16 protein-coding genes are annotated in these 13239 nt (G+C 63.2%); 10 read left to right on the forward strand and 6 right to left on the reverse strand.

Annotated features, from left to right (window positions below):
• The first annotated feature begins 115 nt into the window (after positions 1 to 115).
• The 6 genes from efp to AC0L17_RS29250 all read left to right on the forward strand — a co-directional run bounded on the left by efp (position 116) and on the right by AC0L17_RS29250 (position 5239).
• Complete coding sequence (gene efp / locus AC0L17_RS29225; RefSeq protein WP_023800001.1) at positions 116 to 682, forward strand: elongation factor P; 567 nt, start codon at positions 116 to 118, stop codon at positions 680 to 682.
• A gap of 138 nt (positions 683 to 820) precedes the next feature.
• Positions 821 to 1618: an inositol monophosphatase family protein gene (locus AC0L17_RS29230; RefSeq protein ID WP_473518324.1), complete on the forward strand. Its 798-nt coding sequence runs from the start codon at positions 821 to 823 to the stop codon at positions 1616 to 1618.
• Positions 1619 to 1732: 114 nt separating this feature from the next.
• Positions 1733 to 2440, forward strand: coding sequence for a PAQR family membrane homeostasis protein TrhA (gene trhA, locus AC0L17_RS29235; protein WP_473518325.1), 708 nt, complete (start codon positions 1733 to 1735; stop codon positions 2438 to 2440).
• 112 nt (positions 2441 to 2552) lie between these two features.
• Complete coding sequence (locus AC0L17_RS29240) at positions 2553 to 3578, forward strand: MotA/TolQ/ExbB proton channel family protein (protein WP_473518326.1); 1026 nt, start codon at positions 2553 to 2555, stop codon at positions 3576 to 3578.
• A 1-nt stretch (position 3579) separates the two neighbouring features.
• Positions 3580 to 4611 (forward strand): peptidoglycan -binding protein, encoded by a 1032-nt coding sequence (locus tag AC0L17_RS29245; RefSeq protein ID WP_473518327.1) that lies wholly within the window; start codon positions 3580 to 3582, stop codon positions 4609 to 4611.
• Positions 4612 to 4942: 331 nt separating this feature from the next.
• Complete coding sequence (locus AC0L17_RS29250) at positions 4943 to 5239, forward strand: hypothetical protein (protein ID WP_473518328.1); 297 nt, start codon at positions 4943 to 4945, stop codon at positions 5237 to 5239.
• A gap of 133 nt (positions 5240 to 5372) precedes the next feature.
• On the opposite strand, the gene AC0L17_RS29255 is transcribed toward AC0L17_RS29250, so the two are convergent.
• A complete protein-coding gene (locus AC0L17_RS29255; RefSeq protein WP_473518329.1) occupies positions 5373 to 5726 on the reverse strand; it encodes a DUF1304 domain-containing protein in 354 nt (117 codons plus the stop codon).
• A 188-nt stretch (positions 5727 to 5914) separates the two neighbouring features.
• Here AC0L17_RS29255 and AC0L17_RS29260 point away from each other — a divergent pair, with 188 nt between their 5' ends.
• Positions 5915 to 7414 (forward strand): carboxypeptidase M32, encoded by a 1500-nt coding sequence (locus tag AC0L17_RS29260; RefSeq protein ID WP_473518330.1) that lies wholly within the window; start codon positions 5915 to 5917, stop codon positions 7412 to 7414.
• A gap of 93 nt (positions 7415 to 7507) precedes the next feature.
• Here AC0L17_RS29260 and AC0L17_RS29265 read toward each other — a convergent pair whose 3' ends face one another.
• Both AC0L17_RS29265 and AC0L17_RS29270 read right to left on the reverse strand, forming a co-directional pair.
• Positions 7508 to 9310: an ABC transporter transmembrane domain-containing protein gene (locus AC0L17_RS29265; RefSeq protein WP_473518331.1), complete on the reverse strand. Its 1803-nt coding sequence runs from the start codon at positions 9308 to 9310 to the stop codon at positions 7508 to 7510.
• 35 nt (positions 9311 to 9345) lie between these two features.
• Positions 9346 to 9534, reverse strand: coding sequence for a hypothetical protein (locus AC0L17_RS29270; RefSeq protein WP_139172593.1), 189 nt, complete (start codon positions 9532 to 9534; stop codon positions 9346 to 9348).
• On the opposite strand from AC0L17_RS29270, the gene rpmE reads away from it, so the two are divergent.
• Complete coding sequence (gene rpmE, locus AC0L17_RS29275) at positions 9517 to 9738, forward strand: 50S ribosomal protein L31 (protein WP_006327661.1); 222 nt, start codon at positions 9517 to 9519, stop codon at positions 9736 to 9738. The two genes, AC0L17_RS29270 and rpmE, sit on opposite strands and share 18 nt — an antisense overlap.
• Positions 9739 to 9807: 69 nt before the next feature.
• Here the strand turns inward: rpmE and AC0L17_RS29280 are convergent, their stop codons facing one another.
• The gene (locus AC0L17_RS29280; protein ID WP_473518332.1) at positions 9808 to 10449 is read right to left on the reverse strand and encodes a TetR family transcriptional regulator; all 642 of its coding nucleotides are present in this window, start codon (positions 10447 to 10449) and stop codon (positions 9808 to 9810) included.
• 112 nt (positions 10450 to 10561) lie between these two features.
• Here AC0L17_RS29280 and AC0L17_RS29285 point away from each other — a divergent pair, with 112 nt between their 5' ends.
• Both AC0L17_RS29285 and AC0L17_RS29290 read left to right on the forward strand, forming a co-directional pair.
• Positions 10562 to 11395, forward strand: a complete 834-nt coding sequence (locus AC0L17_RS29285; protein WP_473518333.1) for an NAD(P)H-binding protein — start codon at positions 10562 to 10564, stop codon at positions 11393 to 11395.
• A 1-nt stretch (position 11396) separates the two neighbouring features.
• Positions 11397 to 11876 (forward strand): anthrone oxygenase family protein, encoded by a 480-nt coding sequence (locus AC0L17_RS29290; RefSeq protein WP_473518334.1) that lies wholly within the window; start codon positions 11397 to 11399, stop codon positions 11874 to 11876.
• A 29-nt stretch (positions 11877 to 11905) separates the two neighbouring features.
• Here the strand turns inward: AC0L17_RS29290 and AC0L17_RS29295 are convergent, their stop codons facing one another.
• Together AC0L17_RS29295 and AC0L17_RS29300 are read right to left on the reverse strand one after the other, a co-directional pair.
• The gene (locus AC0L17_RS29295; protein ID WP_473518335.1) at positions 11906 to 12232 is read right to left on the reverse strand and encodes an Rdx family protein; all 327 of its coding nucleotides are present in this window, start codon (positions 12230 to 12232) and stop codon (positions 11906 to 11908) included.
• Between the two features lie 105 nt (positions 12233 to 12337).
• On the reverse strand, positions 12338 to 13087 hold the full coding sequence (locus AC0L17_RS29300; protein ID WP_473518336.1) for a YebC/PmpR family DNA-binding transcriptional regulator: 750 nt from the start codon (positions 13085 to 13087) through the stop codon (positions 12338 to 12340).
• Positions 13088 to 13239: the final 152 nt, after the last annotated feature.

A 13239-nucleotide genomic window follows, 5' to 3' on the forward strand; every position in this document is an offset into this window, starting at 1 on the left:
CTCCCCCTCTTGCCCACTCCCCCTCTTGCCCAATCCCTTGCCTCTCCTGGCGATTTGTGGTCTTGGAGGCGCCAAATCGCTTTCGTCGCGAAATCTCATTCCGGATCACATCATCATGGCCAAGATCAATGGCAACGAAATCCGTCCCGGCAACGTCATCGAGCACGATGGCGGCCTGTGGGTGGCGGTCAGAACCAACGCTGTCAAACCAGGCAAGGGCGGCGCCTATAACCAGGTCGAGCTGAAGAACCTGATCAACGGCACCAAGCTCAATGAGCGTTTCCGCTCGGCCGAGACAGTCGAGCAGATCCGACTGGAGATGAAGGATTTCTCCTTCCTCTACGAACAGGGCGAAGCGCTGGTGTTCATGGACACCGAAAGCTACGAGCAGCTTGAATTGCAAAAGGATTTCGTCGGCGATCGCGCTGCCTTCCTGCAGGACGGCATGATGGTGACGGTCCAGCTCTATGACGAAAGGCCGATCGGCATTTCGCTGCCCGACCAGGTGACGCTGACGATCACCGAGGCCGACCCGGTGGTGAAGGGCCAGACCGCCGCCTCGTCCTATAAACCGGCGATGCTGGAAAACGGCATTCGCGTGCTGGTGCCGCCTTTCATCGGCTCGGGCGAGCGTATCATCGTCGACACCAACGAAATCACTTACGTGCGCCGCGCCGACTAAGGCATGATCCCAAAAAGTTGCAGACTTTTTTGGACAAGATCATGTCTCAAAGCAAATAGCATCATCCCAAAAAGTTGCAGACTTTTTGGATAAGATCATGCCTCAAGGCAAATAGGCGCAGCGGCAGGAAGAAGAGCAATGGCGCGTTCCGCGATCCTCAATGTCATGGTCCAGGCCGCTATGAAGGCCGGCCGCTCGCTGTCGCGGGATTTCGGCGAAGTGCAGAACCTGCAGGTCTCGATGAAGGGGCCGGGCGACTATGTCAGCCAGGCGGACCGCAAGGCAGAAGAAATCCTCTTCACCGAGCTGTCGAAGGCGCGGCCGGGCTATGCCTTCCTGATGGAGGAGCGCGGCCTGATCGAAGGCGACGACAGCCAGCACCGCTGGATCGTCGATCCGCTCGACGGCACCACCAATTTCCTGCACGGCATTCCGCTCTTCGCCATCTCGATCGCGCTGGAGCGCCAGGGCCAGATCGTCGCCGGTGTCGTCTACAATCCGGCGATGGACGAACTCTACACCGCCGAGCGCGGTGGCGGCGCATTCATGAACGACCGCCGGCTGCGGGTTGCCGGCCGCACCAAGCTGATCGACACGGTGATCGGCTGCGGCGTGCCGCATCTCGGCCGCGGCCAGCATGGCAATTTCCTGATCGAGCTGCGCAACGTGATGGCCGAAGTTTCGGGCGTGCGCCGCCTCGGCTCCGCCTCGCTCGATCTCGCTTATGTCGCTGCCGGCCGCATGGACGGGTTCTGGGAAACCGGCCTGTCGGCCTGGGATGTCGCCGCCGGCATCCTGCTGATCCGCGAGGCGGGCGGCTTCATCTCCGACTTCGCCGGCGGGCAGAACATGCTGGATGGCGGCTCGATCGTCGCCGGCAACGAAACCATCCAGCGTGCGCTGTTGAAGACCGTCAGGAAGCCGGTGACGCGCTAGGCTCTAGCTACGGCTAGCGGACTTGGCGCGCTGAACCGCCGCAGTCGCAAAACCGCAACGAAAGCTTGAAATGCTGTCCGGTATCCGCCCAAATAGGCGGCTGCAGGATCATTCATGACGCGTATCGGCCCGAAATCCCAGATCGGGATACCCCAGATCGAAATCCCTTTCATGGGACGCTGGCACTATTCGCGCGCCGAAATGATCGCCGACGGCATCGTCCACGCGGTAGGCATCGTGCTCGCCATCGCTGCTGGCTCGACACTGCTGGCGCTGGCTGCCTTCCATACCGGTCCGGGCGAATATATCGCCGCCGCTTTCTACGTGATTTCGCTGCTCACCGTGCTGTCGGTGTCGTTGGCCTACAATCTGTGGCCGGTGTCGTCGCCAGCCAAGTGGATATTGCGGCGCTTCGACCATGCCGCGATCTATCTGCTGATCGCCGCCACCTACACGCCTTTCCTCGCCCAGCTCGACGGCTCGCCGCTGGCCGTCTCGATGATCGTCCTGGTCTGGGTCGCGGCAGCGATCGGTATCGCCATCAAAGTGCTTCTTCCCGGCCGCTTCGACCGGCTGGCGATCGTCTTCTATCTCGCCATCGGCTGGAGCGGCGTCGTTCTTGTCGAGCCGCTCGTCGAGACATTGCCGACGACATCGATCGCGCTGATCGTCGCCGGCGGCATCGTCTATTCCTGCGGCGTCATCTTCTTCGCCTGGAAAGGCCTGCGCTTCCACAATGCGCTGTGGCACGGCTTTGTCGTCACCGGCGCCGGTTTGCATCTTGCTGCCATGGTCGACTGCCTGATCATCAAGCGGCTCTAACGCAATGGTCCGCTTGGCAATATTGCCAAGCGCCATTCAATTTGGTCACAATTGCGTTTAGAGTCGCCGTCAAACGTGAATTGGCGGCGGCGGCATCGGAAACGGGGCACGGATGGCTTTTTTCAAATCCTTCGGCATGGGCAGGCGCTCCGACGTGCTGATGTACGATCCGCACAAATTGTCGAGCCCGCAGGTCTTTCTCCTGACCATGGTCATCTTCCTGATGATCGTCGCTTTCATCGCCGCCATCCTGACCCGGCAGATCTCGACAGCCTTTGCCACCAATCCCGGGCTCAACGGCCTGATCGTCGGCGTGCTTGCGGTCGGCATCCTGCTGGCCTTCGCGCAGGTCGGCCGGCTGTTTCGCGAAGTGCGCTGGGTCAACTCTTTTCGGGCCGGCTCCGAAACCACCGAACCGGTGCTGCTGGCGCCGATGAAGGCGATGATCGGCCGCTCGCCGACGATCGCCTTCTCGACCAGCTCGATGCGCACCATGCTCGATTCGATCGCCACCCGCCTCGACGAAAGCCGCGACACCTCGCGCTATCTTGTCGGGCTCCTGGTGTTCCTCGGCCTGCTTGGCACCTTCTGGGGCCTGCTCAACACGATCGGCTCGATCCGCGAAACCATCGGCTCGCTCGATCCCGGCACCGGTGATGCCGCCGCCGTGCTCGAATCGCTGAAGGCCGGGCTTGCCGCGCCGCTGGCCGGCATGGGCACCGCCTTCTCGTCCTCGCTGTTCGGCCTGTCCGGTTCCCTGGTGCTCGGCTTCCTCGACCTGCAGGCTGGCCGCGCCCAGACACGCTTCTACACCGAACTCGAAAACTGGCTGTCCTCGGTCACCGACCTGTCCTCCGACATCGTCGTCGCCGAACCGCCCAGGGTCGAGTCCTCCGACGAGATCCGCGTCCTGTCGGAAAGACTGCGCAGCATGCAGGAGAACGGCGGCGGCGCCAATCCGCGTGTCGCCACCGCCATGGCCAACCTTGCCGACGGCATTTCGGGTCTGGTCAAGAACATGCGCTCGGAGCAGCAGATCATGCGCGACTGGGTCGAGGCCCAGTCGGACGAGCAGAAGGCGATGCGCAACACTCTGGAGAAGATTGCCGACGCCTTGAAGAAGACTGGAGTCCATTAGCATGGCTCTCGCCAGGAGCCGGCGTGCCGATCGCCGTATCGATTACTGGCCGGGCTTCGTCGACGCGCTGTCGACGTTGCTGCTCGCGATCATGTTCCTGCTTACCGTCTTCGTGCTGGCGCAGTTCCTGCTCGGCCGCGAAATCTCCGGCAAGGACACGGTGCTCAACCGCCTCAATTCGCAGATCAACGAACTGACCCAGCTTCTGGCGCTGGAGCGTTCGACAACGCAGGACAAGGAAGATTCGCTCGCCAATTTGCAGGCGTCGCTGTCGGCGTCGGAGGCGGAAAAGAGCCGGCTCGAGCAATTGCTGGCGCAAGGCGCCGGTGCCGGCGACGCCGCCAACCAGCGGGCCACGGCGCTGTCGGGCGAACTCGACAACCAGCGCCAGATCAGCCAGCAGGCGCTGAGCCAGGTTGAAATCCTCAACCAGCAGATCTCGGCGCTGCGCAGACAGATCGGAGCGCTCGAAGAAGCGCTCAACGTGTCGGAAGCGCGCGATCGCGAGTCCAACACCAAGATCGCCGATCTCGGCCGCCGCCTGAACGTCGCGTTGGCGCAACGTGTGCAGGAACTGAACCGCTACCGGTCCGACTTCTTCGGGCGCCTGCGCGAAATCCTCGCCGATCGCGAGAACATCCGCATCGTCGGCGACCGTTTCGTCTTCCAGTCAGAAGTGCTTTTCCCGACAGGCTCCGAAGTGATCAACGATGCCGGCAAGGACGAGATGAAGAAGCTCGCCGACGCCATCATCGACCTGCAGAAGGAGATCCCGCCGGAGATCAACTGGGTGCTGCGCGTCGACGGCCACACCGACGACAAGCCGCTGTTGGGCACCGGCCGCTACCGCGACAATTGGGAATTGTCGACGGCGCGCTCGACCTCGGTGGTGAAGTTCCTGATCGAGAACGGCGTGCCGGCCAACCGCCTGGTTGCCGCCGGCTTCGGCGAATTCCAGCCGCTCGACCCCGCCGACACCGAAGACGCGCGCAACAAGAACCGCCGCATCGAGCTGAAACTGACCGAGCGCTGATCGCCCCGGCTTCAGGCGGCGGCCGCACTTAGGGCGGCGATGCAGGCTGGCAAGGCCTGAAAAGATTACCTTTTTTTGATTACACTTTGCCGAGGATCGCTCCTAGCTATGTCATGGGGCCGAGAACCGCCGGCGGTGGAAGCGTCCATTGCGACCCGACGGAACCGACGGCCCACGGCCGGAAGGTGGCCCTCCCAATCGCCGCCTCCCCTGTAAAAGGCGACGCGACATCCGCTCTTTCACTCCCAAGACCCTCAGGACTGCAACGCTCGCCGCACTTCTCGTCACCGTTCCGTTTGCTGGCGCCGACGCCGGCCCGCATGAGGCAGCTTTGATCAACCAGATAGAGAGCGTGGATACCGGTATCCGAGGTGCCATGCAGGCGAACAGGATCAAGCTGGACGAAGCGCGTGGCTTGCGCACGCAGGTCGCTCGACTTGATCGGGCCGCGCAGAGGGCCGCGCGAGATGGAACGATGCCGGCCACGCAATATCATCAATTGCTGGCTGAGCTCGATCATGTCAGCCAAAGGCTGCGGGCTGCCACCGGCAGCGCCTTCCTCATCGGCAGCGGTGGCGATGGCGGGTACTATCCGAACGGCTACGGCCCAAACTATCCAAAAGGCTGAAATCATCCATTACAGCGCCGCACTTTGATCTTGCGCATGATCTGTTGATTTTGCGCAAGATCCGTTCCGCACCGAAGCCCCAGGCAGCAATCCGCACAGGGAACTTTTCCAAAAATCGAGTCCGATTTCGGGGTTATGCGCCCAACCAAACTGCGACCAGAGCAGCTGCAGCCGGCACGGTCTGGATGTAGAGGATTTTCCTGCCGACCGTCGCCGCGCCGTAGAGGCCGGCGATGGCGACGCAGAGCAGGAAAAACACCTTGATCTGGAAACCAGCAGCGCCGAGGCAAAGCCCCCAGGTCAGCCCGGCTGCGAGAAAGCCGTTGTAAAGTCCCTGGTTGGCCGCAAGCACTTTCGATGCGCTGGCGAATTCCGGCGTCAGCTTGAATGCCTTGTGGCCGCGCGGCGTGTCCCACAGCACCATCTCCAGATAGACGATGTAAAGGTGGATCAGCGCCACCAACCCGACCAGCACATTGGCGATCATGCTTCGTCTCCCCGATGCGACGCGCCGCCGCCTCGCGACATTGATCACGCACGCCACCGCTCCCGCAAGACCCATTGCAGCGTGCATCCTGGCCAGCAACCATGTGCCCATCGCCGACGGCCTTTCAGGGTTGCCAATATCAGCGCATTGGTATCTTTTCCCGCCGTTCAAATTCAGCGGAAGCCACCATGTCCTTTCAAAAACTCGACGACCTCGGCCACAAGCTTGAAGCACTGGAGCATGCGCTCGCTATTCTCGGCGCCGACGAGGCGACCCACATGGCCGTCGGCGGCGGCGAAAAGCGCGCCGAGGCGATGTCGGCGCTGGCCGGCATGCATCACGCCAGAGCGACAGCGCCGGAGATCGCCGACTGGATCGCAGCAGCCGAACAGGAAACGCTGAACGAAGAACAGCAGGCAGCGGTCAAGGAATTCCGGCGGCAATACACCAACCTGACCTGCCTGCCGGTCGAATTCGTCGAGCGCCAAACCACCGCCCGGATGCGCTCCGAGCAGCTGTGGCGCGACTTGCGTGCAAAGAACGACTGGGCCGGCTTTTTGCCGGCGCTAGAAGGCGTCGTCGCACTGGTGCGCGAGGAAGCAGCCCTTCGCGCCGACGTGCTCGGCCTTGATCCCTACGACGCGCTGATGGAGCAGTACGATCCCGGCAACCGCGCCGCCGACATCACGCCGGTCTTCGCCGAGTTGAAGACGTTCCTGCGGGATTTCGTACCGGAGGCATTGGCGGTGCAGGATGAGCGGCTGGCGAAACATCCGCTAAAACCGCTTTCGGGCAGCTATGCGATCGAAAAGCAGCGCGAGCTTGGCCTCGCCATGATGGCGGCGGTCGGCTTCGATCTCACCCACGGCTCGCTGTCGGTATCGCATCATCCGTTCTGCGGCGGCGTGCCGAGCGACGTGCGCATAACCACCCGCTACAAGACCTCCGATTTCCTGTCGGCGCTGATGGGCGTGCTGCACGAGACCGGCCACGCGCTTTACGAACAGAACCTGCCGCAGGCGTGGGCGCACTGGCCGCTCGGCAAGGCGCGCGGCATGGCTGTGCATGAAAGCCAGAGCCTGTTCGTCGAGAAGCAGATCGGCCGCAACCCCGAATTCTGGCGCTGGGCGCTGCCGGTGGTCGAAAAGCATCTCGGCGAGGCGTGGTCGATCGAAGACATCCTGCCGCACGTACACCGGGTCGAGCGCGGGCTGATCCGCGTCGACGCCGACGAGGTGACCTATCCGCTGCACGTCATCCTGCGCTACGAGCTGGAGCAGGAGCTTGTCTCGGGGCGGCTGGAGGCCGCCGACCTGCCGGAGGCCTGGGACGCCAAGATGCGCGACTATCTCGGCCTGTCGACCATCGACAACCCGGCCGACGGGCCGATGCAGGACGTGCACTGGCCGGGTGCTGCCTTCGGCTATTTTCCGTCTTATACACTGGGCGCGATGATGGCGGCGCAGCAATGGGCCGCCCTGACCAGAGACCATCCCTCCGCCGACGAAGACCTCGCCAAGGGAAATTTCGCGGCGATCAACGACTGGCGCCGGCAAAAGATCTGGTCGCAAGGCTCACGCTGGTCGACGCCCGACCTGCTCGAACGCGCCACCGGCGAGAAGCTCAACGCCACGCATTTCACCGAGCATTTGCGCAAGCGCTATGGGGAGGTGCTGAAGGGCGCCTGACATATCTTCAAGCGCATCGAACGCCGCGGCAATTTCGTCACTGCCGGCCAGCGCCGTTTGCAAAAGGCGAAGCCGTTTGGCAGCGTCGTCCTACTACTCCGCGGCGCCCCTGAAGGCGTTCGCCCCGGTTTCGAATTGCAGCTTGGCCAGCCGCGCATAGATGCCGCCCTTGGCGACGAGGCTCTGGTGGGTGCCTTCCTCGACGATGCAGCCGCCATCCATGACCAGGATCCGGTCGGCCTTCAGCACCGTCGCCAGCCGGTGGGCGATGACGATCGTCGTGCGGTCCTGCATCAGCCGCTCCAGCGCCGTCTGCACCAGCGTCTCGCTTTCGGCGTCCAGTGCCGAGGTCGCCTCGTCGAGCAGCAGGATCGGCGCATCGCGCAGTATCGCACGGGCAATCGCCACGCGCTGGCGCTGGCCGCCGGACAAGGTCACGCCGCGCTCGCCGACCTGGCTGTCATAGCCTTTTTCGAGTTTCAGGATGAACTCGTCGGCAAGTGCATCCCTGGCCGCCGCCTCGATCTCGGCCTGGCTGGCGTCCGGACGACCGAAGCCGATATTGTCGCGCGCGCTGGCCGCGAAGATGGTGACGTCCTGCGGCACGATGGCGATTCGCTCTCGGATGGCGACGGGGTCGGCCTCGCGCACATTGACGCCGTCGATCATGATCTTGCCGGTCTCGGGGTCGTAGAAGCGCAAAAGCAGCGAAAAGACGGTGCTCTTGCCAGCACCCGACGGGCCGACGATCGCCACCGTCTCGCCGGGCTTGACCTGGAAACTCAGGCCGTGGACGGCAGCGCGGTCGGGCCCGGCCGGATAGGAGAAGGACACGTCGTCGAAACTGATTGCGCCTCTGGCCGTCGCCGGCAGCAGTTTCGGATGCGCGGGGGCCTGGATCGCGGGCTTCTCGGCCAGGATCTCGGTCAGCCGTTCGGCAGCACCCGCCGCCTGGGAAAGCTCGCCCCACACTTCCGACAGCGCGCCAAGCGCGCCGGCGGCGAACACCGAATAGAGCAGGAACTGGCCGAGCGTGCCAGGCGACAGCGTGCCGTCGAGCACGTCGCGCGAACCGAACCACAGCACCGCCACCACCGAGGAAAAGATCATGAAGATGGCGAAGAAGGTGAGGAAGGAGCGGGCAAAGATCGAGGATCGCGCCGCCGCGAAAGCGGCTTCCACGGCAGCTGAAAAATGCCCGGTGACCAGCTTCTCATTGGTGAAGGCCTGCAGCGTGCGCACCGCGCCGATCTGCTCGCTGGCGTAGGCCGTGGCGTCGGCCAGCGTGTCCTGCGCCAGCCGCGATTTTCGCCGCACCGAGCGGCCGAAGGCGACCAGCGGCAGCACGATCACCGGAATGGCGGCGATGACGAGGCCCGACAGTTTCGGGCTGGTGAAGACCATCATAGCCACGGCGCCAAGCCCAAGAATGACGTTGCGCAGCGCTACCGATGCGGTGGCACCGACCGCCGACTTGACCTGCGTCGTGTCGGCGGCGAGCCGCGAGACGATCTCGCCCGACTGTGCGGTATCGAAAAAGGATGGCGACAGCGTCGTGACATGGCGGAACACGTCGCTGCGGATGTCGGCGACGACGCGCTCGCCCAGCGTGATGACGAAATAATAGCGGCTGGCCGACGCCGCGGCGAGCAAGGCAGCCATCACCACGAGCATGGCGAAATACTCGGCGATAAAAATGGAATCGGAAGCGGAAAAGCCATGGTCGATCATGCGCCGCACGGCCAGCGGCAGCGCCAGCGTCGTCGCCGCAGCAACGGTCAGCGAGACGACCGCGCCAATCACCATTTTCCGGTAGCGGGTGATGTAGGGGAACAGGCGCCGCAGCGGCTTGAGCGAGCGCCTACGCTCGTCTGCATCGCCGCTGGTGTGCGCCATGACCGTTTCCTCTGGCCGCCTTCTGGGCATGCGCCTCAATATGCGCTTACCGCGGCCTTGTGATTCAATTCCGGCTGATGTATAGGCTCGCCGACCGTTTTTAAAAGCCGTGGCTCCTCAATAGCTGCGGCTTCGAGTTTTAAAAAGGGGCGCATCGACGCAGGCTTTACGCCCGTCAGCGGCGCCAGCGAACCAGGAATAGCACAATGAAGACCGATATCCATCCCGACTACCACACCATCAAGGTCGTCATGACTGACGGCACCGAATACATGACCCGTTCGACCTGGGGCAAGGAAGGCGATACGATGAACCTCGACATCGACCCGACCACCCATCCGGCCTGGACCGGCGGCCAGCAGACCCTGCTCGACCGCGGCGGCCGCCTGTCGAAGTTCAAGAAGCGTTTCGAAGGTTTTGGGCTCTAAGCCGTAAGCCTTTTTCGGATCAGAAGGAACCCGCCCTCGTGGCGGGTTTTTTCTTGCCGGAATGCGGCTCTATTCGTCGACCAGTTCGCGCAGCGCCATGCGCTTGTAGGCGGCGACCAGGTCGTCGCCTTCCTTTCGACCGACCGAGATCGCCAGCCGCATGGTGGCCTCGCCCATCTGCCAGATGAGAAACGCCGTCGTTTCCAGCGCCGCCGGATCGGCGGTGGGCCGCAGCCGCTTCAGCACCGCGGTGAGGAATTCGGCGTTGGCCCGGCTGTCGGCGAGTTCGAGTTCGCGCAGCGCCTTGTCGGCCTGTGTGCCCGACCAGATGTCGCGCATCACCGGCTCGGCCAGGAATAGCCCGTAATAGATATCCACCAGCTCGGAAAATGCCCGCCCCAGCCCTTCGGCGTCGCTAACCGGTGCAAGCGCTGCCGCGATGCAGGCCTGGCTTTCGGCGGTGTGGCGCTCGGCCAGCGCCCAGATGATCGCTCGCTTGTCCGGGAAGAACTGGTAGAGCGAGCCGATCGACACGCCGGCCCGTTCCGCCACCTCGCCCATGCGCATGGCATCGCTGCCTTGCTCGGCGATCAGCGCAGAGGCGGCGGCCAGCATCCGCTCGACCCGCTCGCGGCTGCGTTGCTGGCTGGGCGCCCGGCGCGGCGATGCGATCTGGCCATCCTGTGAACCCGCTACGCTCGAGCCTTCCATCACTGTCTCCTGGCGAATGATCAACAAACTGGCTTGACTCACAAAATACGAGGGTTTATCACGTTTTGCAAATGTGAGGATTACTCATATTTGTGAGCAAAGGAAAATCGCCATGATCGATACAGCAGCAAAACCGATTTTGATCCTCGGCGGCACCGGCAAAACCGGCCGTCGTCTCGCGGACAGGCTGACGGCGCAGGGCCTGCCGGTACGGATCGGCTCGCGCTCGGGCACCCCGCCCTTCGACTGGGAAGACAATACGACCTGGGAACCCGCGCTCGATGGTGTCGGTGCCGCCTACATCAGCTACTATCCCGATCTTGCGGTGCCCGGCGCGGCCGAAGCAGTCGGCGCCTTCGCCAACCTTGCCGTGGCAAGCGGTGTGCGCCGGCTGGTGCTGCTGTCGGGGCGCGGCGAGATCGAAGCGCAACGTGCCGAAGAGATGCTGAAAGCCTCAGGTGCCGACTGGACGATCCTGCGCTGCGCCTGGTTTTCCCAGAATTTCAGCGAGAGTTTTTTGCTCGATCCGCTGCTGGCCGGTGAGGTGGCTTTGCCGGTCGGCACTGTCGGAGAACCGTTCGTCGATGCCGACGACATTGCCGATGCCGCCGTGACGGTGCTTACCCGGCAAGGCCATGTCGGCCAGCTTTACGAGCTGACCGGGCCGCGTCTGCTGAGCTTCGCCGACGCGGTCGCCGAGATCGGCAAGGCGGCCGGCCGCGACATCCGCTTTGTCAGGATTTCGCATGCCGAGTTCACCGCCGCAGTAGCCGGATACGAGTTGCCTGCCGAGTTCGCCTGGCTGCTCAACGAGCTGTTCACCGAAGTGCTCGACGGTCGCAACGAGGCGCTGACCGACGGCGTCGAGCGCGTGCTCGGCCGCGCCCCAAAGGACTTTTCCGCCTATGCAACCGAAACCGCTGGTACGGGCATATGGAGTGACTGACATGATCATGAAACTGCTTCCCAGCCTCACCTTCATCGCCGCGCTCGGCTCGGGCGTCGTCGCTGGTGTCTTCTTCGCCTTCTCCAGCTTCGTCATGCCGGGCCTCGCCCGCATGCCTGCCGCGGGCGGTATCGCCGCCATGAATTCGATCAACGTCACTGCGGTGACGCCGCTGTTCATGACCGCGCTTTTCGGCACCGGGCTGATCTGCCTCGTCCTCGTCGTCGGCGCTGTCATCGGCTGGGGCCAACCGGGCTCGTTGTGGCTTCTCGCCGGCGCCCTGACCTACCTCGTCGGCAACCTGATCGTGACGATGATCTTCAACGTGCCGCTCAACAACGCACTGGCCGCCGTCGATCCGGCAAGCGCCAACGGCGCCGCCGTTTGGGCCACCTATCTCAGGGACTGGGTGATGTGGGACCACGTCCGTACCATCACCGCCATCGTCGCGCTGGCCTGCTTCATCGTGGCGTGGCGGTGAACGAGGGCAGAAAGTTAAAAGACCTTGCGTCAGGCAGGGTCTTTTGACGGGGTATCTTTTGACTTGTCGCTCTTGCGGTCGGCATGGCCGAGATCGCGGTCCGGATCGATCACGTCGCGAACCAGTTGCTTAAGCCCTGCGGCATCGGGAAAGCCGCCGTCGCGCTTGCGGTCCCAGACCAGTGTCTCGTTGCAGGAAATGGTGAAGATGCCGCCGGTGCCGGGCACCAGCGTGACCTCGCCCAGATCCGTTGCGAAGGTCGACAGCAGCTCCTGCGCCATCCAGCCGGCCCGCAGCAGCCAGTGGCACTGCGCGCAATAGGTGATGCGGACCTGGGGCAACGGCTTTTCGGTCATGTCAGATTGAGTTCCGCTCATATCTCAGATTAAGCTCCGCTCATATCTCGGACTGAGCTGTGCTCATGCCGGACTGAACTCCGCTCATGTCTGGTTGAGCTGTGCTCATGCCGCGCTGAGCTTCGCCATGGTCTCGTCGTCGACCTCGAAATTGGCGTAGACGCTCTGCACGTCGTCATCGTCCTCGAGCGTGGCGACCAACTTCATCAGCGACTGTGCCCGCTCCTCGTCGACCGCAATGTTGGTCTGCGGCTTCCAGATCGGCTTCACTGATTCAGCCTCGCCGAGCGCGCCTTCCAGCGCCTTCGACACCTCACCAAGATACTCGAAGGCGCAATAGATCGTGTGGCCTTCCTCGTCCGACTGGACGTCGTCGGCCCCGGCCTCGATCGCCGCGTCCATGACCTTCTCCGCGCTGCCAACCGATGCCGGATAGAAGATTTCGCCGACACGGTCCCACATGAACGACACCGAGCCGGTTTCCCCCATCGCCCCGCCGGCCTTGGTGAAGGCGGCACGCACATTCGACGCCGAGCGGTTGCGGTTGTCGGTCAGCGCCTCGACGATGAGCGCAACGCCGCCTGGCCCGTAGCCTTCGTAACGCACAGCTTCGTAAGTCTCGGCGTCGCCCATCGACGCCTTGTTGATGGCGCGCTGGATGTTGTCTTTCGGCATCGACACCGCCTTGGCGTTCTGCACGGCAAGACGCAGGCGCGGGTTCATCGACGGGTCCGGCGTGCCGCTCTTGGCGGCGACGGTTATTTCGCGCGCCAGCTTGGAAAACATTTTCGACCGCACCGCGTCCTGGCGGCCCTTGCGGTGCATGATGTTCTTGAACTGTGAATGGCCAGCCATGGCACCCCTGTCGTCTTCTTGGCAGAGCATCCTGCAGCGAGGTAGTCACCTCGCCTTTGCCAAAATGCTCGAAGTCAAAATTTCAGAACGTCCCTGCTGCGTCCGGATGGACGTACGGCGCTCTATCTCGGAATGGCCGGCTTATAGATAAA

It is taken from the genome of Mesorhizobium sp. WSM4829, from assembly GCF_055811475.1.